This is a genomic window from Nocardiopsis sp. EMB25 (genome assembly GCF_026797795.1).
Lineage (GTDB): Bacteria > Actinomycetota > Actinomycetes > Streptosporangiales > Streptosporangiaceae > Nocardiopsis > Nocardiopsis lucentensis.
The window spans coordinates 443055-467600 of the sequence record NZ_JAMTDN010000001.1 but is presented as its reverse complement, the minus strand read 5'-3'; the positions used below and the strand labels follow the sequence as shown (position 1 = coordinate 467600).

Annotated in this window: 18 protein-coding genes; 8 read left to right on the top strand and 10 right to left on the bottom strand. The window is 72.1% G+C overall.

The features are described from left to right. Positions 1–92 precede the first annotated feature (92 nt). The gene (locus KIK06_RS01950) at positions 93–287 is read right to left on the bottom strand and encodes a DUF3046 domain-containing protein (RefSeq protein WP_017598729.1); all 195 of its coding nucleotides are present in this window, start codon (positions 285–287) and stop codon (positions 93–95) included. Between the two features lie 78 nt (positions 288–365). On the opposite strand from KIK06_RS01950, the gene KIK06_RS01945 reads away from it, so the two are divergent. The 3 genes from KIK06_RS01945 (at position 366) to KIK06_RS01935 (ending at position 6941) form a co-directional block, all read left to right on the top strand. Continuing rightward, positions 366–4874 carry an ATP-dependent helicase gene (locus KIK06_RS01945; protein WP_268641669.1) on the top strand — a complete coding sequence of 1503 codons (4509 nt, stop codon included), beginning with the start codon at positions 366–368 and terminating at the stop codon, positions 4872–4874. 74 nt (positions 4875–4948) lie between these two features. Next, complete coding sequence (locus KIK06_RS01940; RefSeq protein WP_193789760.1) at positions 4949–5416, top strand: GNAT family N-acetyltransferase; 468 nt, start codon at positions 4949–4951, stop codon at positions 5414–5416. 73 nt (positions 5417–5489) lie between these two features. Beyond that, positions 5490–6941, top strand: a complete 1452-nt coding sequence (locus tag KIK06_RS01935) for a serine/threonine-protein kinase (protein ID WP_268641668.1) — start codon at positions 5490–5492, stop codon at positions 6939–6941. Between the two features lie 63 nt (positions 6942–7004). Here KIK06_RS01935 and KIK06_RS01930 read toward each other — a convergent pair whose 3' ends face one another. Continuing rightward, complete coding sequence (locus KIK06_RS01930) at positions 7005–8213, bottom strand: ROK family transcriptional regulator (RefSeq protein ID WP_017598733.1); 1209 nt, start codon at positions 8211–8213, stop codon at positions 7005–7007. A gap of 253 nt (positions 8214–8466) precedes the next feature. On the opposite strand from KIK06_RS01930, the gene KIK06_RS01925 reads away from it, so the two are divergent. The 5 genes from KIK06_RS01925 (at position 8467) to KIK06_RS01905 (ending at position 14047) form a co-directional block, all read left to right on the top strand. After that, the gene (locus tag KIK06_RS01925; protein WP_268641667.1) at positions 8467–9753 is read left to right on the top strand and encodes an extracellular solute-binding protein; all 1287 of its coding nucleotides are present in this window, start codon (positions 8467–8469) and stop codon (positions 9751–9753) included. 91 nt (positions 9754–9844) lie between these two features. Then, a complete protein-coding gene (locus KIK06_RS01920; protein ID WP_268641666.1) occupies positions 9845–10831 on the top strand; it encodes a carbohydrate ABC transporter permease in 987 nt (328 codons plus the stop codon). After that, positions 10828–11709 (top strand): carbohydrate ABC transporter permease, encoded by an 882-nt coding sequence (locus tag KIK06_RS01915; protein WP_017598736.1) that lies wholly within the window; start codon positions 10828–10830, stop codon positions 11707–11709. Before KIK06_RS01920 ends, KIK06_RS01915 begins: the two co-directional genes overlap by 4 nt. 141 nt (positions 11710–11850) lie before the next feature. Next, the gene (locus KIK06_RS01910; protein ID WP_017598737.1) at positions 11851–13326 is read left to right on the top strand and encodes a glycoside hydrolase family 3 protein; all 1476 of its coding nucleotides are present in this window, start codon (positions 11851–11853) and stop codon (positions 13324–13326) included. A 256-nt stretch (positions 13327–13582) separates the two neighbouring features. Next, complete coding sequence (locus KIK06_RS01905) at positions 13583–14047, top strand: RrF2 family transcriptional regulator (protein ID WP_268641665.1); 465 nt, start codon at positions 13583–13585, stop codon at positions 14045–14047. A gap of 110 nt (positions 14048–14157) precedes the next feature. Here the strand turns inward: KIK06_RS01905 and KIK06_RS01900 are convergent, their stop codons facing one another. The 8 genes from KIK06_RS01900 to dapA all read right to left on the bottom strand — a co-directional run bounded on the left by KIK06_RS01900 (position 14158) and on the right by dapA (position 24232). After that, a complete protein-coding gene (locus tag KIK06_RS01900; protein ID WP_017598740.1) occupies positions 14158–14514 on the bottom strand; it encodes a helix-turn-helix domain-containing protein in 357 nt (118 codons plus the stop codon). A gap of 158 nt (positions 14515–14672) precedes the next feature. Then, a complete protein-coding gene (locus KIK06_RS01895; protein WP_017598741.1) occupies positions 14673–15209 on the bottom strand; it encodes a CinA family protein in 537 nt (178 codons plus the stop codon). Next, positions 15206–15811 (bottom strand): CDP-diacylglycerol--glycerol-3-phosphate 3-phosphatidyltransferase, encoded by a 606-nt coding sequence (pgsA, locus tag KIK06_RS01890; protein WP_268641664.1) that lies wholly within the window; start codon positions 15809–15811, stop codon positions 15206–15208. Before pgsA ends, KIK06_RS01895 begins: the two co-directional genes overlap by 4 nt. Further along, positions 15808–17247, bottom strand: coding sequence for a 30S ribosomal protein S12 methylthiotransferase RimO (rimO, locus tag KIK06_RS01885; protein WP_026127624.1), 1440 nt, complete (start codon positions 17245–17247; stop codon positions 15808–15810). Before rimO ends, pgsA begins: the two co-directional genes overlap by 4 nt. Before the next feature lie 393 nt (positions 17248–17640). Then, positions 17641–18708 carry a helix-turn-helix domain-containing protein gene (locus KIK06_RS01880; RefSeq protein ID WP_017598744.1) on the bottom strand — a complete coding sequence of 356 codons (1068 nt, stop codon included), beginning with the start codon at positions 18706–18708 and terminating at the stop codon, positions 17641–17643. 179 nt (positions 18709–18887) lie between these two features. Next, positions 18888–21389 (bottom strand): DNA translocase FtsK, encoded by a 2502-nt coding sequence (locus KIK06_RS01875; protein WP_026127625.1) that lies wholly within the window; start codon positions 21387–21389, stop codon positions 18888–18890. A 189-nt stretch (positions 21390–21578) separates the two neighbouring features. After that, the gene (locus KIK06_RS01870) at positions 21579–23264 is read right to left on the bottom strand and encodes a ribonuclease J (RefSeq protein ID WP_017598746.1); all 1686 of its coding nucleotides are present in this window, start codon (positions 23262–23264) and stop codon (positions 21579–21581) included. Next, positions 23261–24232, bottom strand: coding sequence for a 4-hydroxy-tetrahydrodipicolinate synthase (dapA, locus tag KIK06_RS01865; RefSeq protein ID WP_017598747.1), 972 nt, complete (start codon positions 24230–24232; stop codon positions 23261–23263). The genes KIK06_RS01870 and dapA overlap by 4 nt, the downstream gene beginning before the upstream one ends. Positions 24233–24546: the final 314 nt, after the last annotated feature.

Here is a 24546-nt window from a genome sequence, read left to right as displayed (position 1 = left end):
GACGTTCGTCTGTGGACAACCCACACTACCCGAACCTCTGTTCGATTGTTCGAACGACCGGGGAGAACCTTCGAAACCTCCTCCGGACGGTGTCAGCGGACGGAGAGGGGGAGGTCGAACGCGTCGCAGACGGCACGCCACACGTCCTTGGCGCCCACCCCGTCGGCCAGCGCCTGCCGGACCGTCCGCGAACCGAGCCCCTCGATGACGTAGTCCTTGGCCAGGCTCTCCGCGTAGGCCTCGCCGAACTGCTCGTGCATGTTCTGCCAGAAAACCGTGAGTCTCATCGGTCCCAGTATCGGCGATCGGCGCGTCCTTCGCTCCCCTTCCGGGAGAACGTCCGCACCGAGGGGCACACTGACCCCATGAGCCACGCGCCGCACCCCCTGGACCGCTTCGCGCCCGCGACACGGGAGTGGTTCGAGCGAGCCTTCCCCGGGGGCCCCACCCCGGCCCAGTCCCAGGCCTGGTCCACGATCGCCAAGGACCGCGACGTGCTCGTGGTGGCCCCCACCGGGTCCGGAAAGACCCTGTCGGCGTTCCTGTGGTCCCTCGACCGGCTGACCTGCGCACCGCCGCCCCAAGACCGCTCCCGGCGCTGCCGCGTGCTGTACGTCTCCCCCCTCAAGGCCCTGGCCGTGGACGTCGAACGCAACCTGCGCGTCCCGCTCGCCGGGATCTCGGAACGGGCCGAGGCGGCGGGCGTCCCGGTCACACCGGTCACCGTCGGCGTGCGCACCGGGGACACCCCCGCCGACGAGCGCCGCCGGATGGCCACCCGTCCGCCGGACGTGCTCATCACCACGCCGGAGTCGCTGTTCCTCGTGCTCACCTCGCGCGCCCGCGAGGGGCTGGCCGGGGTGGAGACCGTCATCGTCGACGAGGTGCACGCCCTGGCGGGCACCAAACGCGGCGCCCACCTCGCGTTGAGCCTGGAGCGGCTGGACGCGCTCCTGGACCGGCCCGCGCGGCGCATCGGACTGTCGGCCACCGTACGGCCGCCCGAACTGGTCGCGGAGTTCCTCGGCGGGGCGGCGGTCGTCTCCCCGCCGGACACCCCGCACATGGACCTGGGCGTGGTCGTGCCGGTCCGCGACATGGACGAACCCGGACCCGCGCCGACCGCCGAGGCCACCGGACCCGCGCACGGATCGATGTGGCCGCACGTGGAACGGCGGGTGCTGGACCTGGTCGAACGGCACACGTCCACGATCGTGTTCACCAACGGCCGCCGCACGGCGGAGCGGTTGTGCGCCCGACTCAACGACCTGTACGCGGAGCGCTCCGGCGCGCGGCTGCCGCCGGAGGAGGTCCCCGCCCTGCTCATCGCCCAGTCGGGGAGGTCCCAAGGCGCGGAGCCGGTGGTGGCGCGGACCCACCACGGTTCGATGTCCAAGGCCGAGCGCGCCCTGGTCGAGGACGAGCTGAAGTCGGGCCGTCTGCCCTGTGTGGTGGCCACCTCCAGTCTGGAGCTGGGGGTGGACATGGGCACCGTCGACCTGGTGGTGCAGGTGGCCGCTCCCCCGTCGGTGGCCAGCGGTCTGCAACGGGTGGGCCGGGCGGGGCACCGGGTCGGGGAGGTCTCGCGCGGGGTGTTCCTGCCCCAGCACCGGGGTGATCTGCTGGCGTCGGCGGTCGTGGCCGAACGGATGCGCACGGGCGGGATCGAACCGCTGGAGATGCCGCGCGACCCGCTCGACGTGCTCGCCCAGCAGATCGTGGCCATGGTCGCGATGGACGACTGGCCGGTGGCCGGCCTCGCGTCCCTGGTCCGCCGCGCGGCCCCGTTCGCGGACCTCACGGACTCGATACTGGAGTCGGTGCTGGACATGTTGTCCGGCCGCTACCCCTCGGACGAGTTCGCGGAGCTGCGGCCGCGTGTGGTCTGGGACCGGGAGGCGGACGTCCTGCGGGCCCGTCCGGGCGCCCAGCGGCTGGCCGTCATCAGCGGCGGCACGATCCCCGACCGGGGGCTGTACACCGTTCACCTGTCGGACGCGCCGTCGGGGTCGCGCGCCCCCACCCGGGTGGGCGAGCTGGACGAGGAGATGGTGTACGAGTCGCGGGTGGGCGACGTGTTCGTGCTGGGGTCGTCGTCCTGGCGGATCGACGCGATCACGGCCGACCGGGTGCTGGTCAGTCCGGCGCCGGGGCGCCCGGGGCGGATGCCGTTCTGGAAGGCGGACGCGGTGGGCCGCCCGGCGGAACTGGGCCGGGCGGTCGGCGAGCTGGCCCGGGAGCTGGCGGAGGCCGACCGCGCGGGGGCGTTGGAGCGGGCCGCGGCGGCGGGGCTCGACGACTGGGCGGCGGAGAACCTGGTGGCGTACGTGGCCGAACAGCGGGAGGCCACGGGGCAGGTGCCCGACGACCGGACGGTGGTCCTGGAGCACTTCCGTGACCAGGTGGGCGACTGGCGGGTGGTGCTGCACTCGCCGCTGGGCGCGCGGGTGCACGCGCCGTGGGCCCTGGCGATCGGTCAGCGGCTCCGGGAGGAGCTGGGGCTCGACGCGCAGGTCGTCCACGGGGACGACGGGATCGTGGTGCGTCTGCCGAACGTGGAGCACGAGTCCTCGGTGTTCGCGCGTGACCTCGGTGGGTTGGTGGCGCTCGATCCCGATGGCGTGGAGGCGCTGGTCACCGAGGCGCTGACCGGTTCGGCCCTGTTCGCGGCGCGGTTCCGGGAGTGTGCGGCGCGCGCCCTGCTGCTGCCCCGGCAGCGCCCTGACCGGCGGATGCCGTTGTGGCAGCAGCGGCTGCGGTCGGCGCACCTGTTGTCGGTGGCGGGGCGGTACGCGTCGTTCCCGATCGTCCTGGAGGCGGCGCGTGAGTGTCTGCGCGACGTGTTCGACGTGCCCGCGCTCGTCGCGTTGTTGACCGATATCCGCGCGCGGCGGGTGCGGGTGGTGGAGGTGCGCACCGAGCTGCCGTCGCCGTTCGCGCGGTCGCTGTTGATGGAGTACACGGCGGCGTTCCTGTACGAGGGCGACGCCCCCGCGGCGGAGTCGCGCGCGCGGGCGCTCACGCTGGACCCGTCCCTGCTGGCCGATCTGCTCGGCCGGGCGGACCTGCGGGAGCTGCTGGACCCGCGCGTGGTGGAGGAGGTCGACGCGCGGTTGCAACGGCTGTCCTCCCCGGTCGGGGATGCGGAGGGGGCGGCGGACCTGCTGCGTGAGGTGGGTCCGCTGACCACGTCGGAGGCCGCCGAGCGGGGTGTGGCGGAGGACTGGCTGGGTGGGTTGGCGGCCGCCGGGCGCGTGGTGCGGGCCCGGGTGGCGGGGGCGGAGCGCTGGTGCGCGGTGGAGGACGTGGCGCGGCTGCGGGACGGCGCCGGGGTGGAGCCGCCCGCCGGGGTGCCCGCGGTGTTCCTGGAGCCGGTGGCCGCGCCGAGGCGCGACCTGGTGTCGCGGTACGCGCGCACGCACGGGCCGTTCGTTCCCGCCGAGGCCGCCGTGCGGCTGGGGTTGTCCGAGGACGCGGTCGTGGCGGAGTTGCGTGCGCTGGCCTCGGCGGGGCGGGTGGTGCGCGGGGGGTTCCGTCCGGGCGGCACGGGGACGGAGTGGTGCGACGCCGACGTGCTGCGCCGGCTGCGGCGCGGGTCGGTAGCGCGGCTGCGTCGGGAGGTGGAGCCGGTGGATCCCTCGGTCTTGGCCCGGTTCGTCCCGTTGTGGCAGAACGCGGTGCCGGGTGAGCGGCTGCGGGGGCCGGACGCGGTGTTCGCGGCGGTGGAGGCGTTGCGCGGTGTGCCCGTGGCGGCCTCGGCTCTGGAGTCCCTGGTGCTGCCCGCCCGGGTGGAGGGGTACGCGTCGGCGGGCCTGGACGAGCTGACCCAGGCCGGAGAGGTGGTGTGGGCCGGAACGGGGACGGAGGGGTGGGTCACGCTCGTGCCCGCGGACGAGGCCGCGCCGCTGCTGCCCGCCCCGGTGCCGCCCGGACCGGGCACGCTCGCGGACAGCGTGCTGGGGGTGTTGCGCGAGGGCGGCGCCCTGTTCTTCCGTGACCTCGCCGACCGGACCGCCCGCGCGACGGGTGGTTCGGCGGTCGCGGACGCGGACGTGGTGGCGGCGCTGTGGGAGCTGGTGTGGTCGGGCCTGGTGACCAACGACGGTCTGGCGCCGCTGCGGGCGCTGCTCGGGTCGGCGCCCCCTTCCCGCTCGCGGACCGGGCGGCGGGCTGGACGACCGGGGAGACCGGTCATGCCGACCCGGTCGGGTCCGCCGACGGCGGCCGGACGCTGGTCGGTGCTGCCGGAGCGGGAGACGGACCCCACCCGGGTGGCGTTGGCGCGTGTGGAGGCGCGCCTGCAGCGCTCCGGTGTCTGGGTGCGGGGTCAGCGCCAGGGTGTCGCCCCGGACGAGTACCGGGTGCTGCGGTCGATGGAGGACGCCGGGCGGGTGCGGCGGGGGTACTTCGTCGAGGGGCTCGGCGGCGCCCAGTTCGCGCTGCCCGGTGCGGTGGACCGGCTGCGGGCGCTGACTGGTGAGGGGCCCGGCGGACCCCTGCCGCCGGTGGTGCTGGCGGCCACGGATCCGGCCAACCCGTTCGGCTCGGAGCTGCCGTGGCCTCGGAGCGCGGAGGACGCGCACGCCGCCCAGCGTCCGGGGCGGACCGCGGGTGCGGTGGTGGTGGTCGACGGCGGGCGGCTCACGCTGTTCGTGGGCCGGGGCGGGCGGTCCGTGCTCACCTTCGGGTCCTCCCCGGCGGCCTTGGACCGGGCGGCCCGAGCTCTGGCCGAGGTCGTGCGGGCCGGTGCGCTCGGCACGGTCACGGTGGAGCGGGCGGACGGCGGGGAGGTGTTCGGTACCGCCGTGGACACGGCGCTGGTGGCGGCCGGGTTCCACGTGACGCCCAAGGGGCTGCGGCTGCGGGTCGGATAGCATCCGTGCGACCTCCCGTCGGGGGCGGTGACGGAAGGAGCGGCGAGGTGGGTGTGGACACGGGGATCCGTCCGATGCGTCCGGAGGACGTGCCGGAGGTCGTGGCGACGTCGCTCGCGGCCGACACGGTGTTCGCCGACGCCGGTGTGGTGCTGCCGCCGGATGATCCGCGCGAGCTGATCGAGCACGCTGACCGGATCCTGGTCGCGGGTGAGCCCGTGCGGGGCCTGGCCGCCACGGTCTTCGTGGACGGGCACACGCACCTGGAGCAGCTGGCCGTGCACCCCGGCCACGGGCGGCGCGGACTCGGCTCGGCCCTGCTCGAGGCCGTGTGCGCCGAGGCCGCCGAGCGTGGGGACCGGGAGGTGACCCTGACGACCTTCCGCGATCTGGCCTGGAACGCCCCCTGGTACGCGCGGCGCGGCTTCGTCCCCCTGGCGCGGGAGGACTGGGGGCCGGACTTGGAAGGGCTCTGGGCGGCCGAGGAGAGGGCGGGGATCCGGGTCCTGCCGCGCGTGGTGATGGTGCGGCCGTTGGGCTGACGGTACGGCGTCCGGGGCGGGGCCGCGTTGGTATCTTCGGGCTCGCACCTCCCCCCTGTGCGAAAGGCCCGCCATGCCCTCGAACGGTCGCTCCCGTGTCGATCGCTACGTCATCCGTGAGCGGCTCGGCGGCGGCGGGATGGGAACCGTCTGGCGCGCGCACGATCCCGATCTGCACCGGGACGTGGCCATCAAGGAGCTCCGGCTCCCGCCCGACATCCCCGAGGACGAGCGGGACGAGGCCCGGGCGCGCATGGTCCGCGAGGCCCGGGCCGCCGCGGGTGTCAGGCATCCCTGTGTGGTGACCGTCCACGACGTGTTGAGGGAGAACGGCGACCCCTACATCGTCATGGAGCTGCTGAGCGGGCGGTCCCTCCAGCAGCGGCTGCGCGAGTCCGGCGCGCTGCCGGCCGACCAGGCGGAGCACCTGGCCCGGTCGATGTTGCGGGCGCTGGGCACGGCGCACCGGATGGGTGTGATCCACCGGGACGTCAAGCCCGCCAACATCATGCTGACCGAGGACGCGGGCCGGATCGTCCTCACCGACTTCGGGATCGCCAGCGTGCTCGACGCCAGTACCACGCTGACCGCGAGCGGGGCACGGTTGGGCACGTTGGAGTACATGGCGCCGGAGCGGTTCGGGGAGGACGGGGCCCCGGCGGCCTCGGACATGTGGAGTCTGGGGATCACGCTGTTCAGGGCGGTGGGGGGCGCTTCGCCGTTCCGGCGTGAGTCCGCGGTGGCCACGTTCAGGGCGATCACGGAGGATCCGGTGCCGCCGCCTCCCGTCGGGGGTCGCCTCGGCGCCCTGATCGGGGCCCTGCTCGACCGGGACCCCGAGGCCCGCCCCACACCGGACGAGGCGTTCGACATGCTCGAACCGGATCCGCCGCCGCCTTCGTCGCCGCCGGCGCCCGGGCCGAACCGCCGTCGGGCGCTGTTGATCGGCGCCGGAGCCGGGGTGGGTCTTCTGGGCGCCGGAAGCGCCGTCCACCTGACCGGCCGCGGTGCGCGGACGGAATGGGCCACCTACGGGGGCGCCCTGTACACGCTCCGGTACCCCGAGGAGTGGGAGCGCCGGAGCGGCACGGCGTCCGAGCAGAGGATGGGGGACGGCGCCTACAGCGAGCGGCGGACGTTCACCGAACCGGCCGGGGACCACCGGATCGACACGCTGGTGCTGTCCTTGGAGGGGTGGAACGGCGGTGAGTACACCGGGTGGGACTGGCTGGAGGAGACCGATTACAACATCGCCGGCGGCGCGGACTCGGACTCCACGGACTGGGAGCGGATCCGGCTGGAGCGGGGGCCCGACGACCCCCGGGACTGGCGGACGGCCTACCTGGAGGGGACGTATCGGAACACGAACTACGCCGAGCCGGCCCGGCACGGCCTGTGGAAGACGGTGACCGTCGACGAGGTGGGGATCCACATCATCCGGTTCACCGTTCCCGCCGCGGAGTTCTCCGACTACGAGCGGGTCATGACCGAGGTCGTCGACTCGTTCGAGCCGGTCGTCGGCTGAGCCCGCGGCCGCGCCCCGTCGGGTGAGGGGTCGGGTCCAGGGGGTGGAGCGCGGCACGCGGCCTCAGACGGTGGAGGAGAAGACCTCCTCACGGGCGCGTTCCAGGGCGTGTAGGAGGGCGCCGCGCACCACGGGGCTGCCCTCGACCGCGCCCAGGCGGACCTCGGTCTCGTTCGGCGCGATGCGCGCGTTGGCGGCCTGGATCCGCTCGGCGAGCTTCTCGCCCCCGGCCCGGGCCACGTCCCCGCCCAGGACCACGAGTCCGGGGTCGAGGATCACGCTGACCGCCGCGACACCACGCGCCAGGCGCTCGGCGAACACGTCCAGGAAGGCGTCGGCCTCGGGGGTCGCGGCGCGGGCGGCGGCCGCCACGACCTCGGTGACGTCGGTTCCCTCGATCCCGTGCTCCCGGGCCAGCGCGACCATCGCCTTGGACTTGACCAGGGCCTGGAAGCCGTGCGGCAGCTCACCGGTCGAGTCCATCGTGTGGTAGCCACCGGAGACCCCGGCCTCGACGGGTGTGGGGGCCCCGGGCACCGGGAGGTAGCCGATCTCACCCGCACCGCCGGATCGGCCCCGGTGTATCCGCCCGTCGATCATGGTGGACATGCCGACGCCGCCCGCGGCGCTGAGCCAGATGAGTACGAACTCGTCCACGCCCTCGGCGGCCCCCGAGGCGTGCTCGGCGAGCGCGGCCAGGTTCACGTCGTTCTCGATCACCACCGACCGCTTGAGGTCGGCGCGCAGGGCCTCCAGGACGCCCTCATGCCAGGTCATGAGGTCGAAGGAGAAGCGAATGTCGCCCGTGCGGGGGTCCACCACACCGGGTGTGCCGATGACGCACGCCCGCACGCGGTCGAGGGGGACCCCGGCCGTGTCGGCCAGGCGCATGACGGCTGTGTGCACCAGGGCGACGGGGTCGTCGGAGGTGCTGGGGTCGACGGTGACGTCGCCCACGACCTCGCCGGTGATGTCGGCGATGGTGGCGGTGACGCGGTGTGCGCTGACGTCGAGGGCGGCCACGTAGGCGCTCTCGGGCACGACGGCGTACAAGGCCGCGTTCGGCCCACGCCCCCCGGCCCGGCTTCCCACGACACGGACGAGGTCGCGCTCCTCCAACCGCGCGAGGAGTTGTGAGGCCGTGACCTTCGACAGGCCGGTCCTCGTCCCGAGCTGCGTCCGGGTCAGCGGACCGGCGGACAGCAGCAGTTCCAGTGCCGCGCGGTCGTTGAGCTGGCGCAGCAGCCGGGGAGTCCCCGGACGTTGAGACATAACCGTGACACCTCACCCTGTTTTTATTAGGAAAGTTTCCTGTTAATTTAGCTCACAACCTCACAGGAGGTCACGTCCCGGCAGGTCCGACCTACTATCGGACTCCCCGGTACCCGCGCCGGCGGGGCGGCCAACGTGCTGTAGAGCACATCCCCCAGTAAGACGTCGAGGCGGCGGGATCAGTCCATGATCCCAGGCCCCCTCGAGCACAGGCGTCGTACCCGGCGCGTCGTGCGAAGGGAGACAGGTACACATGAAGTTCCCGAAGATCGCAGCGGTCACGGCCGTGGCTCTGCTCGCGGCCGCGTGCTCCGGCGGTTCCGACGGTGACGGAGACAGCGGTTCGGCCGACGCGCCGGAGACCCTGACCGTCTGGCGGATGGGTGACGCCACCGAAGCGCAGACCGAGTTCATGAACACGGTCGCCGAGCAGTACCAGGAGCAGTACCCCGACACCGAGGTCGAGGTCCAGTGGATCCCGTGGGGCGAGTTCTCCCAGCGGTTCCAGACCGCGATCGTCAGCGGCGGCCCCGACGTCGTGGAGATCGGCAACGACCAGGTCCCGACCTGGGCCAACGCGGGCGCCCTCTACGACGTCGCCGAACTCGCCGAGGGCTGGGAGGAGCGCGAGGACATCCTCGAGGGCGCCTACGCCAACGGCACCTTCGACGACGCCCAGTACAGCGTTCCGTGGTACAGCGGCGTGCGCGCCCTGTGGTACAACGCCGACTGGCTCCGTGAGCTCGGCCACGAGCCGCCGCAGACCTGGGAGGAGCTGGAGACGGTCGCCACCGACATCGAGGAGGAGTACGGCGTCCCCGGTTTCGCCGCTCCCACGGACTTCATGAACGGCATCGCCAGCTTCGTGTGGTCCAACGGCGGTGACTTCGCCACCCGCGAGGGCAACGAGTGGGTCGGGCGACTCGACTCCGAGCCGACCGCCGAGGCGCTGGAGTTCTACGCCGGCCTGACCGTCGACGGCATCTCCCCGGAGGCCTGCATCGGCCTCACCGAGGTCGACTGCGCCCACGCGGACTTCGTCAACCGCGAGATCGGCATGTTCATCGACGGCCCCTGGGCCCGTACGCAGCTCGAGGACATCAACGACGAGCACGCCGACCAGTGGGCGACGGCGCCGATCCCCGGCGCCGAGGGCATGGCCCCGGCCTTCGGCGGCGGCTCCGACCTGGCCGTGTGGAACACCACCGAGCACCCCGAGGCGGCGTTCGACTACATCACGACGCTGAACAGCAAGGAGAACGCCCTCCCGTTCAACGAGGTCTCCTCGATGTTCCCGACCTACGCCGACGTCCTGGAGAGCGAGGAGTTCCAGAACGACCCGGTCCTGGCCGGCGCGGCCACCCAGGCGACCGGTGACCTGCGACTGTTCCCGGACACCCCGAACTGGGGGCACGTCCAGTGGGAGCTGACCACCATCCAGACCGCCGTGGCGCGCCTGGCCGAGGGGGAGGACGCCGACGACGTGCTGCCCGAGTTGAACGAAGAGCTCACCGAGGCGCTCAACCGCCCCACTGAATAGTCGCACCCCGCGTGCCCGGAGCACGCGGTACGGGGGCGGTCGCCGTGGACCGCGGCGACCGCCCCTCCCTAACGCCAGGTGAGAACTTCCCATGACACAGACACTGGAACGCCCCTCCAGCGCTCACAAGCGCAAGGGGAACGGGGCGAACACCGGTGGGCTGGCGACGCGGACACGCCGCCGGCTCACCCCCTACCTGCTCATCCTCCCCGCCCTGATCATCCTGTCCCTGGTCCTGCTGTGGCCGATCGTGCAGATGGTCTGGATGTCCTTGCACGACTACGGCCTGCGCCAGCTCATGGGCGACGAGGCCGAGTGGAACGGATTCGCCCACTACACCTCCGTCCTCACGGACGAGCGCTTCTGGACGATCTTCCGCAACACCATCGTGGTCTGCCTGGCCATGGTGCTGCTGACGATGCTGCTCGGCACGCTCGTCGGCATCCTGCTCAACAAGCTCCCCGGGTGGGCCTCGACGGCGCTCGGACTCGGTCTGATGCTGGCCTGGGCCACCCCGGTGATCAGCGCCGCGATCGTCTACCGCTGGCTCTTCGACACCCGGTACGGACTGGTCAACACCATCCTGGACGCCCTTCCGGACTGGCTCGTCGGATCGGGGTGGGCGGAGTTCAACTGGTTCAACGACCCCGGCACCCTGTTCCCGATCCTCATCATCACCGTCGTCTGGCAGTCCTTCCCGTTCGTGGCCATCAGCGTGCTGGCCGGTCTCAAGAGCATTCCGGGCGAACTGTACGAGGCCGCGCGGATGGACGGCGCGAACGCGTGGCGGACGTTCTGGAACGTCACCGTCCCGATGCTGCGCCCGCTGTTCGCCCTGCTGCTGATCCTCCAGGTGATCTGGGACTTCCGCATCTTCACGCAGCTGTTCATCCTCGCCGACGGTGTCGACAACCGTGAGGTGGCGCTGCTGCCCGTGTACATCTACCAGCTGGGCTTCGCCTCCACACCGCCGAACTACGGCATGGGGTCCGCGATCGCCGTGATCATGACCGTTCTGGTTCTCGCGATCACCGCCTACTACCTGCGCGTGATGATCCGCCAGGGGGAGGTCCGATGAACAACGTCTACCGGCTGCGCAAGATCGCCGGCAGCGTCGGCATGTACGCCGCCGCCGCCGCGGTGTTCGTCTTCGCGGTGTTCCCCGTCTACTGGGTCCTGGCCACCGCGCTGCGCCCCACCGGCGAGATCTTCACGCGTGAGCCCACCGTGCTGCCGCGGGAGATCACCTTCGAGCACTTCGAGCGGGTCATCTCGGGCGTCCTGATCCCGGGAACCTCGTTCTGGTCCTTCCTGACCAACAGCCTCGTAGTGACCATCGGCTCGGTGGCCTTCGCCGCCCTGGTGTCGCTGTTCGCCGCCGTCGCCGTCGCCCGGTTCCGGTTCCGACTGCGCTCGGCCTTCATCATCATGCTGCTCGTCATCCAGATGGTGCCGATCGAGGCCCTGATCATCTCCCTGTTCGTCAACTTCTTCCACCTGGGCAACACCCTGGACATGGAGCTGGTGAACAACCTCTCGGGCGTGTTCGTCGTCTACGTCGCGGTCATGCTGCCGATCACCATCCTCATGGTGCGCAACTTCGTGGCCGCGGTGCCCAAGGAGCTGGAGGAGGCCGCCGCGATCGACGGCGCCAACGGCTGGACCGTCTTCTGGCGCATCCTCATGCCGCTGGTGGCCCCCGGTCTGGCCGCGTCGAGCATCTTCGCGTTCATCACCGCCTGGAACGAGTTCCTGGTCGCCTTCACCTTCCTGCAGAACAACTCCGGCGCCTACACCCTGCCGATCTCGCTGCAGTACTACTTCGGCGCGGTCTCCATCGAGTGGGGGTCGATCATGGCCGCCTCCACCCTGCTCACGGTCCCGGTGATGGTCTTCTTCCTGTTGGTCCAGCGACGGATGGTCTCCGGCCTGACCATGGGCGCGGTCAAGGGCTGAGCCGCCCGCCCCCGTCCCGGCGTGGGCCCGCGCGGCGGCTCCCCGCGGGCCCACGCCGCCCCTCCCGTCCTCTCCTCCGCCACCCCTACGCCACACGTCTGCCCTGCCATGGGCACCCTCGCTCACCGAACGGAGTTCGCCATGCCGAACGACCCGACCCTGGAGCGCCTGGCCAACGCCACCCTCCTGGTGCCATTCGAGTCCCACCACGCCCCACGCTGGGTGCTGGAGGGCCTGGCGGACGGCATCGCGGGCGTCTGCCTGTTCCACAACAACCTGGACGGCCCCGAGCAGGTCACCGCCCTCAACGCGCGGCTGGCCGAGGCCGCGGACACCCCCCTCATCTCACTCGACGAGGAGGGCGGCGACGTCACCCGCATCGGGCAGGCCCACGGCAGCGACTATCCCGGCAACGCCGCCCTCGGCGCGGTCGACGACCCCGACCTGACCCGGGCCACCCACCGCTCCCTCGGCGGGCGGCTGGCCCAGCTCGGCTTCAACTTCGACCTCGCCCCGTCAGTGGACGTCAACGTCGCTGACGACAACCCCGTGATCGGCACGCGCTCCTTCGGCTCCGACCCCGAACTCGTGGCCCGCCACGGCGCCGCGGCCGTGCTCGGCCTCCAGGAGGCGGGCCTCGCCGCGTGCGCCAAGCACTTCCCCGGGCACGGTGCCACCTCCCAGGACTCCCACCACGTCCTGCCGCGTGTGGACGCCGACGCCGACCTGCTGCACCGCCGTGAGCTCCTGCCCTTCCGCTCCGCGATCGACGCGGGCGTCCAGGCGGTCCTGACCGCGCACATCGAGGTCCCCGCCCTCGGCGGTCGTGGTCCGGCGACCCTCACCCCGAACGTGGTCACGCGGCTGCTGCGCGAGGAGCTCGGCTTCACCGGCACCGTCGTCAGCGACGCGATGGAGATGCGCGGCGTCAGCGAGCGGATCGGCGTCCCCGAGGCCTGCGTCCGCGCGGTGGCCGCCGGATGCGACCTGCTGTGCCTGGGCCGGTTCGTCTACGCCGACGAGATCGCCGCCGTGCGCGCGGCCCTCGTCGCGGCCGTGCACGAGGGCCGCCTGCCCGGAGAGCGCCTGGAGGAGGCCGCCGAGCACACCCTGCGGCTGCGCGCCTGGATCAGGGACTCCGCGGCCCACCGCGCCGCGTCCCCCGAGACCGACGGCATCGGGCTGTCCGGGGCCCGGCGGGCGATCCGGGTCGAGGGCGACCTGCCGACGCTGTCCGACCCCTACGTCGTCGAGGTGGACGCCCCGCCCGGCATGGCCGTGGGCGAGGTGCCCTGGGGCCTGGGGCCCTGGTTCCCCGGCACGGAGCGGGTCTCACCCGACCCGGCGCACGCCGAGCGGCTGCTCGCCGAGGCCCGGGACCGCGACCTGGTCGTGGTGGTCCGCGACGCGCACCGGTACCCGGAGGCCCGCGAGCTCGTCACATGCCTGCTCAGTGCCCGGCCGACCGCCGTGGTGGTGGAGATGGGGCTACCGATCTGGCGGCCCGACCACGGCACCCACGTGCGCACCTACGGCGCCGCTCACGTCAACGGACTGAGCGCCGCCGAACTGCTGGGCGCCAGCGGTGTGGTGGGCGCCGCCTCCGGGGGCGCGTGAGACCCGTCTCACGCCCCGGACCCGCCTCCGCGGCGCACGCCCCGCCTCTTCGGCCCGGTTCCGCCTCCCTCCAGGAGCCGGGCCGAAGGTCTGCCCGCCGCCGTGCGGGACGCCCTCGGACGTGACCCGGGTGACCCCGCGTATGTCCCCGAAAGCCGGTAGGAGAAGTACTCTTAACGTGTAGCACCCCGGGCGTCGACGTACCCGCCGCCGCCCGGTGCCCCATTCGCCCTTCTAACCACGGCATAATCACAGCATGCGCCTTTCAGCCCGGGTCGACTACGCGCTACGCGCGGCCGCAGAACTCGCTGTCGCCAGTGAGGGGCCGGTGACGGCCGAGCAGCTCGCACGCGCCCAGGCCATCCCCGGAAAGTTCCTGGAGAACATCCTCACCCAGCTCCGCCGCGCCGGCCTGGTGCGCAGCCAGCGCGGCCCCGTCGGGGGCTACTGGCTCGCCCGCCCGGCCGAGGAGATCTCCCTCGCCGACATCATCCGCGCCGTCGACGGCCCCCTGGCCAACGTCCGTGGCGAACGCCCCGAGCACGTCGACTACGACGGCGCGGCACGCAGTCTCCAACAGGTGTGGATCGCCCTGCGCGCCAGCGAGCGCGCGATCCTGGAGGGCGTCAACCTCCAGCACCTGGTCACCAACCAGCTGCCCGAGACCGTTCGGGCACTGGCCGAGGACCCCGACGCCTGGGTGAACCACACCCACCCCTGAGGGCCGCCGGGACGCGGCGAACGCCCCGACCCAGACGTGAAGGAGCCGGCCACCCGGGGTGGCCGGCTCCTTCACGTGGTCACGAGGATGTACGGACGGATCCGTGGAGGTCAGACCCCCACCATGTCGGCGACGTGGGGAACGCGATCCGGTACCGGTTCGATGCCGAGGTCCTGGGCGGCGACGGGGTCGCTCGTGACCGTGTCACCCAACAGTGCGGCCTCCTGGAGCTCCGCGAGGGCGAGCTGGTCGGAGACCTCCCGCAACACCTGGGAAAGCGGGACACCCAGTGCCCCGCAGATCGAAGAGAGCAGCTCGGAAGAGGCTTCCTTCTGACCCCGTTCGACCTCCGAGAGGTAGCCGAGGGACACACGTGCATCGGCCGACACCTCGCGGAGGGTGCGGCCCTGGCGCTGTCGCAGCCGCCTGAGCACGTCACCAAGTAGGTGACGAAGCAGGACCATCATTCGCGCTCCCTCCCACCGGTAGCGACCTTCATATACAACACCGTACCTGCCCCACGCCCGATTCGGGCACCTCTTGCCATCCTGTTCGCTGGAGGGGGAACCACTAGCTGGAGTGGTTTTGTTCCCGTCGCACGGGAGAGGGCGACCGACCGGAGGGGTCAGGTCCGAGCGGCTCCCACCGCGTTCCCGCGGACGGTCGACTCCAGGAGCGCCAGGGCGCCCTCGACCGTGTGGTAGCGGATACCCGAACGATCCCCGGTGAAACGGAACTCGCGAACAGCGCTGGTCCCGGTGGGTGCGGAGACGGCCGCGAAGACCGTGCCGACGGGCTGGCCGTCCTGGGGGTCCGGACCGGCGACGCCGGTCACCGCGACCCCGTAGTCGGCGCCCATCAGACGGCGCACGCCCGCCGCCATGTGGGCGGCCACGTCGCGGTGGACCGCTCCGTGGGCGGCCAGCAGGTCCCCGGGGACCCCCAACAGGCCCGCCTTGGTGTCGGTGGCGTAGGTGACGACTCCGCCCCGGTAGGTGGTGGAGGCGCCGGGGACGGCGGTCAGGTGGGCGCCGATGAGCCCTCCGGTGAGTGACTCGGCGGTGGCGCAGGTGAAACCGCGTTCCAGCAGCGCCCGGTGCACGGCCTCGGCCGCGGTGAGCGCGTCACCGCCGAGGTCCGGGGCACCGGGCGGAGCGCTCACTCCGTACGCCCGTCCTTGGCGCGGATGAGGCGGATCGCGTCGACCACGTAGGCCAGGCCGGTCCAGACCGTCACCGCCAGGGCCGCGCCCATCACGATGTGGGCGGCCCAGGTGAACACCGCGCTGAACGGCAGCAGCGCCGCCGGGAAGAGGTAGAGGCTGATCGCCACGATCTGGAGCACGGTCTTGAGCTTGCCGCCCTGGCTGGCGGGCATGACGCCGTAGCGCAGGACCGCGAAGCGCAGCCCGGTGATGCCCCACTCGCGGACGAGGATGGCGATGGTCACCCACCACCACAGGTCGCCCTGGAGGGAGAGCACGACCAGCGCCGCCCCGGTCAGCGCCTTGTCGGCGATGGGGTCGGCGATCTTGCCGAAATCGGTGACCAGGTTGCGGCGGCGGGCCAGCTCACCGTCGATCCGGTCGGTGACCGCCGCCAGCACGAACACCGCGAACGCGGCCAACCGCCACCACGGTCCGTCCAGGAACATGAACCACACGAACACCGGCACCATGACCAGACGGCTCATCGTGAGGATGTTCGCGATGTTCCACAGGGGAACGCGGGGGGCGGGTGACGCCGCGGAATCGTGGGTGCTCATCTGTCTCCGGTTTCCCCGTCCGGCGCTTCGTCCTGTTCCGCGACGAGGTCGGCCCCCGCGGCCTGGATCACGGTGGCCCGGACGAGGTCGCCCACGGCCAGACCCTCGCCGTAGAGGATGGTACTGCCGTCCACCTCGGGCGCCTGGTGGTCGGCGCGGCCCTCGTACGCGCCGTCCTCCAGGACGGACTCGACCAGGACGGTGACCTCCGAACCGACCCGCTCCTCCGCGCGCTGGGCCATGAGCTCCTCAGCGAGCCGGTTGAGCCGCTCCACGCGCTCCTCGATCACCTCGGCGGGCACCTTGCCCTCGTGGCCGACGGCCTCGGTGCCGTCCTCGTCGGAGTACCCGAACACGCCGATGGCGTCCAGACGGGCCTCGCCGAGGAAGGCGACCAGGTCCTCGAACTCCTCCTCGGTCTCCCCGGGGAAGCCCACGATGAAGTTGGAGCGGGCCCCGGCCTCGGGCGTGCGCTCGCGCACCGTGCGCAGGAGCTCCAGGAAGCGCTCGCGGTCGCCGAAACGGCGCATGCGGCGCAGCAGCGGGCCGCTGGCGTGCTGGAAGGACAGGTCGAAGTAGGGCACGACCCCGGGGGTGGAGGTGAGCACATCCACCAGACCGGGACGCACCTCGGCGGGCTGGAGGTAGCTGACGCGGACCCGGTCGAGGCCCTCCACGGCGGCCAGGCGCGGCAGGAGCTTCTCCAGGGCCCGCACGTCGCCGAGGTCCTTGCCGAAGGACGTGGAGTTCTCACTGACCAGGAAGACCTCGCGCACCCCCTCGCCGGCCAGCCACTCGGCCTCGCGGACGATCTCGTCGGGGTGGCGGGAGATGTAGGCGCCCCGGAAGGCGGGGATCGCGCAGAAGGTGCACCGGCGGTCGCAGCCGGAGGCGATCTTGAGGTTGGCGACCGGTCCCCCGGTCAGACGGCGCCTCGGCACGGCCGCGCGGTAGGGCAGCTCGGTCCCCTCCGCGCCCTCGGCGTCGGCGAAGGCCGCGTGGCCGGGGACGTGGACGTCGGCGGCGTCGCGGTCCACCGGGCTGATCGGCAGCAGGGTGCGCCGGTCCCGCGGGTCGTGCGGGACGAGCGTGCGCCCGGCGACGACGTCGTCGAGGCGGTCGGTGATGGCCGCGTAGTCGTCGAACCCGATGACCTGGGCCTCAGGCAGGGCCTCGGCGAGCTCGGAGCCGTAGCGCTCGGCCATGCAGCCCGCGGCGACGACCTGGCCGCCGTTCTCCGCGGCGTCCAGGATCGTCTGGATGGAGTCCTGCTTGGCCGCGTCGATGAACCCGCAGGTGTTGACGACGGTCACGTCGGCCTCACCCTCCACGAGTTCCCATCCGCCTTCGGAGAGGCGTCCGGCCAGCTCTTCGGAGTCGACCTCGTTACGCGCACACCCCAGGGTGACGAGCGAGACAGTACGGCGCGATGACATGGCTTCCAAGGTGTGGGAGAGCTTCGACGTGGTGTGCGGGTGCGCGGCGCGGCGGATCCGGCGGCCCCCGCGCGCGGCTCGGCGCCTGACGGCACCGCCCACGACCCACCACACTACCGTGGACGCGTCACCCGCCCGTACCGTGCTCGCCTCTCCCGAGTGCCGTCTCCGGAGCGACCACCCCAGGGGGTTCGTCGTTCGGGCGCGGGCAGGGTTCTCAAAGATCGAGACTGCGCCGTAGGCGTCCGTTGAGGGTGGTGGAGGGCGACGGGTGGGCGAGGAGAGCCGCGTGGCGAGGAACGGGCGACAGGCGTGGCCGAGGGTGGGGGATCCCTGCCGTCGGGGCGCCCGAACAGAGTGGGCACCGCGCCGGAGGCCCACGACGGACACGGCCTACCCCTCCACGCCGTCGGCCCCGACGGTGACGGAGGTGACCTCCCCGGACCGCCCGAGCGCGCCGAGGTCCTCCCCGTCGACGGCCACGCTGACCACGCCCGCGTCGCCGACCCACAGTCCGATGGTGTCCTCGGTCACGTACTCCTCCGTGTCGCCGTCGAGGAGGAATCCGGTGAACAGGTCCTCCCCGTCGGGATCGGTGACCTTGACCCAGCTGCGGTCGGAGGCGGTGACGGCGATGGTGATCTCCTTCGGCTCCTCGGGGACCGGTTCGTCGATCGAGGGCCGTTCAGCGGGTACGGGGGCGGCGGGCACACCGACGGAGGAGTCGACCGTGTCCGATCCGCGGTCGAAGGCGGCGCGCAGCGGGTTGCCGCCCTCCCACTCCTGCCAGGCGTGCACGCCCACGAAGGCGCCCAGGAGGAGGATGACGCCGACCACGGCCCACGGCCAGTGCCGGCGGACCGCCTCGCCGCGCCTGGTCCGGGTCGCGCTGATCGCCTGGCGCGGCCGGGGACCGGGCTCACCCGCCGGGCGGCGGCCCTGCCCTTCGGCGGTGCGGCGGGGCCCTGGCACGGCGGTCGCACCCGCGCGGGTGCGCCGCCCCTGGCGGACGCGCCCACGCACGTGCTGGCTGCGTTCGAAGTGGCCCCACCGCTCTGATCGGCCGCCGGGGTCGTGGGTGTCCCCGCCGGGACCGCGTCCCGCCGTGTGCGTCTCCGTGAACTCCTCCCCCCACGCCCGGCCGCGCGCGGCCTCGGTGGTGGCGCGGGCCGCCGAGGGCCCGGCCGCGGGGTGCCGCGCGGGCGGGACGAAGGCGGCCGTGCCGGGTCGGGCGTGTTCACGGTCGAACTCGTCGAGGAGCGGCGCGGGGTCCAGGCCCAGGGCCCGGCAGATACCGCGGATGTGCCCGCGCGCGTAGAAGTCGCCTCCGCATGGAAGGAAGTCCTCCCGCTCGATACCACGCAGGACCTGCTCCCGAATGCGTGTACGGGTGCTGAGGTCCGCGACCGTGAGTCCCGCGGCCACCCGGGCCGCCGCCAGGGTCTGACCGATCGTCGCCATGCGCGCTCCCCCCGCTACTTTGTGCGCTCACACGGAACCACTCTGCTCTTCCGTGCTCGAACACGCAGGCCACCACGCCCAAGGTCCCCCCAAAGATCACGCCAAATCGGACAGATCTCCGGCGTCCGGTCGGGAGGACCCGCCCCGGTGCGGTCGTCGGCGACCGAGGCGGGTCGCGATCAGCCGCCGCGGATCTCGGCGAGGACGCCCGGCAGGTCGTCGGGGGTGACCAGGACGTCGCGGGCCTTGGAGCCCTCGCTGGGGCCGACGACGTCGCGGCTCTCCATGAGGTCCATGAGGCGGCCCGCCTTGGCGAAGCCCACGCGCAGCTTGCGCTGGAGCATGGAGGTCGAGCCGAACTGGGTGGTGACCACCAGTTCGACGGCCTGGAGGAGAAGGTCGAGGTCGTCGCCGATGTCCTCGTCGATCTCCTTCTTCTTCGTCTCCCCGGCGGCGACGTCCTCGCGGTAGTCGGGTTCGGACTGCTTCTTGCAGTGCTCGACGATCGCCCGGATCTCCTTCTCCGACACCCAGGCGTTCTGGAGCCGGATGGGCTTGCCCGCCCCCATGGGGAGGAAGAGCGCGTCGCCCTTGCCGACGAGCTTCTCCGCGCCGGGCTGGTCGAGGATGACCCGGCTGTCGGAGAGGCTGGAGGTGGCGAACGCCAGCCGGGAGGGCACGTTGGCCTTGATCAGACCGGTGACGACGTCCACGCTGGGCCGCTGGGTGGCCAGGACCAGGTGGATGCCGGCCGCGCGGGCCAGCTGGGTGATGCGCACGACGGCGTCCTCGACGTCGCGGGGGGCGACCATCATCAGGTCGGCGAGCTCGTCCACGATCACCAGCAGGTACGGGTAGGGCTGGTACTCGCGCTCGCTGCCGGGGGGCGCCTTCAGCTCACCCGTGCGCACGGCGGCGTTGAAGTCGTCGACGTGGCGGTAGCCGGAGGCGGCCAGGTCGTCGTAGCGCCGGTCCATCTCCCCCACGACCCACTGGAGCGCCTCGGCGGCCCGCTTGGGGTTGGTGATGATGGGGGTGATCAGGTGTGGAATGCCCTCGTACATCGTCAGTTCGACCCGCTTGGGGTCGACCAGGATCATGCGCACCTCGTCGGGGGTGGCGCGCATCATCAGCGAGCTGATCAGCCCGTTGATGCAGGTGGACTTACCGGCGCCGGTGGCGCCCGCGACGAGCACGTGCGGCATCTTGGCGAGGTTGGCCACGACGTTGGTGCCCTCGACGTCCTTGCCCAGGCCCACCAGCATGGGGTGGTCGTCGGAGGTGGCCGACGACGAGCGCAGGACGTCTCCCAGGCTGACGATGTCCTTGTCGGTGTTGGGGATCTCCACGCCGATGGCGGACTTGCCGGGGATCGGCGACTGGATGCGCACGTCGGCGCTCTTGACCGCCAGGGAGATGTTCTTGGTCAGCGCGGTGACCTTCTCGACCTTGACCGCCCGGCCCAGCTCGATCTCGTAACGGGTCACCGTCGGCCCCCGGGTGAACCCGGTGACCTCGGCGTCGATGCCGAACTGGGTGAGCACGCCGGAGAGCGCCTCGACGACCTCGTCGTTGGCCCGGGTACGCGGTTTGACGGGGCTGCCGGGCTTGAGCATGCCCGGCGCGGGCAGTTCGTAGTCGCCGTCCACGACCCGGGAGGGGATGGACAGCTGCTCGGTGGTGACCGGCGGCGGTGAGGGGTCGGGGGTCGGGGAGTGCTCCTCCGGGGCGGACTCGCCCCTTCCCCTCCCCTTCCGCTTCGGCCGGGGCCGCTCCGCGTCCTCGTCGGTCGGAGCCGGCGCGAGGGGCGCGGTGTCGGGCTCGCTGGGCAGGACGGGGCTGTCGTAGGGACGCTCGTGGTCGCCCGCCACGGTCTCCTCGGTGGGCTTGCGCCTCGGCTTGCGGCGCCGTTTGGGCTGGTCCGGCTCGGGATCGGCGCCCAGGATGCCCAGACCCGAATCGGGGCCGGTGTCGCGTTCCATGAGCGCGCCGAAGAGGGTCTGGAGGCGGTCGGGGATGCGCCGGATGGGCGTGGCGGTGACCACCAGGACACCGAAGACCAGGATGAGGGCGAGGAGCAGACCGGTCAGCCACGGGGTGACGATCGCGCTGAGCGGGCCGGAGGCGACATAGCCGATGAGCCCGCCCGAGTCCATGAGCGCCTCCAGTCCCTCGGAGGGCTGGGGTACACCGTGGCCGATGTGGATGAGTCCGAGCAGGCCCAGCATGATCGCGCTGAAGCCGATGAACAGGCGCCCGGCGTCGCCCTCCTTCGCGTTGGAGGGGGTACGCATCAGCCGGACGGCGAGGGGCAGGAACAGCAGCGGCAGGATCGGGGAGAAGGTCCCGAAGCCGCCGACCACGACGGTGCGGGTGGCCCGCAGGAGCAGGCCCTCGCTCTGCCACCACACGGCGCCGGCGATGAGGACCCCAGCCGCCAGCAGGACCAGCCCGGCGCCGTCCCTGCGCAGGTCGGGGTCGAGGTCACGGGCGCTGCGCCCCACGGCCCGCGCCGCTCCGCCCACGGTGTGCGCGATGACCTTCCACAGCACGAGCAGGAACTGTCCGAACAGGGTCACGACGAAGGCGATGGGCCCGTCGGGCATCGCCGGGGGCGAGGAGCGCCGCTTGGCGGGCTTCCTGCGCCCCGATCCTCCGGAGGACTTGGCTCGCGTGGCCATGGGGGGCACACCTCCAGGGGAGCGACTCGTTCGGTCCGGCGGGCAGGGCGGCCCGCCACGGCGGGCAGCCTACTAGGAAGTCCAGCCCCGACGGGGTTTCCCGCCGGCGTGTCGCGCGGACCGGCCCGGGAACGCCGTACGGCCCGAGTGCGCTGGTCGCGCCTCGGGCCGTAACCGTGGAACGTCCGGTCAGACCTCGACCAGGACGGGGATGATCATCGGACGACGGCGGTAGGTCTCGTTCACCCACCGGCCCGCGCTGCGGCGGATGAGCTGCCGGAGCTGGTGCGGGTCGTTGACGCCGTCACCGGCGGCCTTGTCCAGGGCGGCCTGGAGCTTGTCGATGACGTCGTCGTAGGCGTCCGGGGCGATCCCGGCGCCGCGGGTGTGGATCTCGGGATCGCCGAGGATCTTGCCCGTGGTGGAGTCCACGGCCACGACGACGGAGATGAACCCCTCCTCGCCGAGGATGCGTCGGTCCTTGAGCGAGGCCTCGGAGACGTCACCGACCGACGAGCCGTCCACGTACACGTACCCGGCCTGGACCGCGCCGACGATCTTGGCCCGGTTCTTGTACAGGTCGACGACGACGCCGTCCTCGGCGATACAGATCCGGTCCTGCGGGATGCCGGTGGCCTTGGCCAGGTCGGCGTGCGCGCGCAGGTGCCGCCACTCGCCGTGCACCGGCATGAAGTTGCGCGGCCGCACCATGTTGAGCACGTACAGCAGCTCACCGGCGGACGAGTGCCCGGACACGTGCACCAGGGCGTTGCCCTTGTGCACGATCTTGGCGCCCCAGCGGGTCAGGCCGTTGATCACCCGGTTGACGGAGTTCTCGTTGCCCGGGATCAGCGAGGACGCGAGCAGGACGGTGTCGCCCTCCTCGATGCGGATCTGGTGGTCGCGGTTGGCCATGCGGCTCAGTGCGGCCATCGGCTCGCCCTGCGAGCCCGTGCACACCATCAGGACCTCGTCGGGCGGCAGCTGGTCGAGCTGCTTGACGTCGATGATGGTGTCCCCGGGCACGCTCAGGTAACCCAGGTCGCGCGCGATGTTCATGTTGCGGACCATGGAGCGGCCCACGAACGCGATCTTGCGGCCGTGCTTGACGGCGGCGTCGATCACCTGTTGGACGCGGTGCACGTGGGAGGCGAAGCAGGCCACGACGATGCGCTTGTCGGAGGTGCGGAACACCTTGTCGATGGCCTCGTTGAGGTCGCGCTCGCTGACCACGAAGCCCGGCTGCTCGGCGTTGGTGGAGTCCGACAGCAGCAGGTCCACGCCCTCGTCGCCGAACCGGGCGAAGCCGCCCAGGTCGGTGAGGCGTCCGTCCAGCGGCAGCTGGTCCATCTTGAAGTCGCCGGTGTGCAGCACCGTCCCGGCCGGGGTGCGGATGCCGATCGCCAGCGCGTCGGGGATGGAGTGGTTGACCGCGAAGAACTCCAGGTCGAAGGGGCCGAAGTCGTGCCGCTCCCCCTCCTCGACCAGGACCGTCTCCGGCTTGATGCGGTGCTCGCCCAGCTTGGCGGTGATCAGCGCCAGGGTGAGCTTGGAGCCGACGATCGGGATGTCGGCGCGCTCGCGCAGCAGGAACGGCACGCCACCGATGTGGTCCTCGTGCCCGTGGGTGAGCACGATCGCCTCGACGTCGTCGAGCCGGTCCCGGATGTAGTCGAAGTCCGGCAGGATCAGGTCGACGCCGGGCTGCTCCTCCTCCGGGAAGAGGACGCCGCAGTCGACGATGAGCAGGCGACCGCCGTACTCGAAGACCGTCATGTTGCGGCCGATCTCCCCGAGTCCGCCCAGGGGGACGACGCGCAGCGCGCCCTCGCCGAGCGGCGGCGGGGACCCCAGTTCGGGGTGGGGGTGACTCATACGGACCCCTCCGCCAGGCGCTCGACGTTGACGGCGCTGGCCGGGACGGCCTGGTGGGGGGCGAGGCCGATCGGACCCTTGACGCCCGCCGCGGCCAGGTCCTCGCGCAGGAGGGCCTGGAGTTCGGGGGAGGCGTCCGCCAGCGGCGTGCGCACCGGGCCGGAGGGCAGGCCGAACAGGTTGAGCACGGCCTTGGTGGTGATGACGCCCTGGGTGCGGAACATCCCCGTGTAGACGGGAGTGAGGCGGCGGTGGATGGCCAGCGCCTGGCCGACCTCGCCCGCCTCGTAGACGTCGATCATCTCGCGCAGGTCGGAGCCGACGATGTGGCCGACCACGCTGACGAACCCGGCGGCGCCCACCGACAGCAGCGGCAGGTTGAGGATGTCGGTGCCGCAGTAGTAGGCGAGGTCGGTGCGCTCCATGACCCAGGAGCTGGCGCCGACGTTGTCCTTGGCGTCCTTGTTGGCGACGATACGCGGGTGCTCTGCCAGCCGGACGAGGGTCTCGGAGGCGATCGGCGTCCCGGTGCGGTGCGGGATGTCGTAGAGCATGACCGGCAGCCCGGTCGCGTCGGCGATCGAGGTGAAGTGCCGGATGAGGCCTTCCTGCGGCGGCTTGTTGTAGTAGGGGGTCACGGCCAGCAGACCGTGCGCGCCCGCCTTCTCCGCGGCCTTGGCGAGCCGGATGCTGTGCCGGGTGTCGTTGGTGCCGACCCCGGCCACGACGGTGGCGCGGTCACCGACCGCCTCCAGGACCGTACGGAGCAGGCGGTCCTTCTCGTCGTCGCTGGTCGTGGGCGACTCACCAGTCGTGCCGCTGATGATGAGGCCGTCGTTGTGCTGCTCGTCGACCAGGTAGGCGGCCAGACGGGCCGCACCCTCGTAGTCGAGTTCGCCGTCCTCGAGCATGGGCGTGACCATCGCGGTCAGCATCTTGCCGAATGGGCGGTTCTTGGTGTCCACCATCGCTGTGATAAGGCGTTCGGGCCGCCGCTGCGGGGCGGGTGGGCCCGGGTGTGCCCCTCCTCCTCTCAGTGTGTGTCAACAGTCGGACGTGCCCGCGGTCCGGGTGTGCCCGGACACGGGCGGGCGGCGCGACGCGACCGCCACCGCGACCGGCGGAGTCCGTTCCGGTCACGGGAAAGATCTGGTGTGCCCCGTGCGCGGGGTCGAGCCTGCGCGGGCCGCCGTCCTCGTGGGTCGAGGTTGATGGCCCGGAATGTGAACCTACCCGTCCCGGACCCGCGCCACTCGGGCGGGTCCGGGGTCCGCTCGCAGGT

Coding starts and splice junctions, on each gene's coding strand:
- dapA (WP_017598747.1), bottom strand. CDS start 24,232: ATGGTGGACACCAAGAACCGCCCATTCGGCAAGATGCTGACCGCGATG.
- KIK06_RS01945 (WP_268641669.1), top strand. CDS start 366: ATGAGCCACGCGCCGCACCCCCTGGACCGCTTCGCGCCCGCGACACGG.
- KIK06_RS01910 (WP_017598737.1), top strand. CDS start 11,851: ATGCCGAACGACCCGACCCTGGAGCGCCTGGCCAACGCCACCCTCCTG.
- KIK06_RS01870 (WP_017598746.1), bottom strand. CDS start 23,264: ATGAGTCACCCCCACCCCGAACTGGGGTCCCCGCCGCCGCTCGGCGAG.
- KIK06_RS01880 (WP_017598744.1), bottom strand. CDS start 18,708: ATGGCGACGATCGGTCAGACCCTGGCGGCGGCCCGGGTGGCCGCGGGA.
- KIK06_RS01940 (WP_193789760.1), top strand. CDS start 4,949: ATGCGTCCGGAGGACGTGCCGGAGGTCGTGGCGACGTCGCTCGCGGCC.
- KIK06_RS01905 (WP_268641665.1), top strand. CDS start 13,583: ATGCGCCTTTCAGCCCGGGTCGACTACGCGCTACGCGCGGCCGCAGAA.
- KIK06_RS01925 (WP_268641667.1), top strand. CDS start 8,467: ATGAAGTTCCCGAAGATCGCAGCGGTCACGGCCGTGGCTCTGCTCGCG.
- rimO (WP_026127624.1), bottom strand. CDS start 17,247: ATGTCATCGCGCCGTACTGTCTCGCTCGTCACCCTGGGGTGTGCGCGT.
- KIK06_RS01900 (WP_017598740.1), bottom strand. CDS start 14,514: ATGATGGTCCTGCTTCGTCACCTACTTGGTGACGTGCTCAGGCGGCTG.
- KIK06_RS01875 (WP_026127625.1), bottom strand. CDS start 21,389: ATGGCCACGCGAGCCAAGTCCTCCGGAGGATCGGGGCGCAGGAAGCCC.
- KIK06_RS01915 (WP_017598736.1), top strand. CDS start 10,828: ATGAACAACGTCTACCGGCTGCGCAAGATCGCCGGCAGCGTCGGCATG.
- KIK06_RS01935 (WP_268641668.1), top strand. CDS start 5,490: ATGCCCTCGAACGGTCGCTCCCGTGTCGATCGCTACGTCATCCGTGAG.
- KIK06_RS01920 (WP_268641666.1), top strand. CDS start 9,845: ATGACACAGACACTGGAACGCCCCTCCAGCGCTCACAAGCGCAAGGGG.
- KIK06_RS01930 (WP_017598733.1), bottom strand. CDS start 8,213: ATGTCTCAACGTCCGGGGACTCCCCGGCTGCTGCGCCAGCTCAACGAC.
- pgsA (WP_268641664.1), bottom strand. CDS start 15,811: ATGAGCACCCACGATTCCGCGGCGTCACCCGCCCCCCGCGTTCCCCTG.
- KIK06_RS01950 (WP_017598729.1), bottom strand. CDS start 287: ATGAGACTCACGGTTTTCTGGCAGAACATGCACGAGCAGTTCGGCGAG.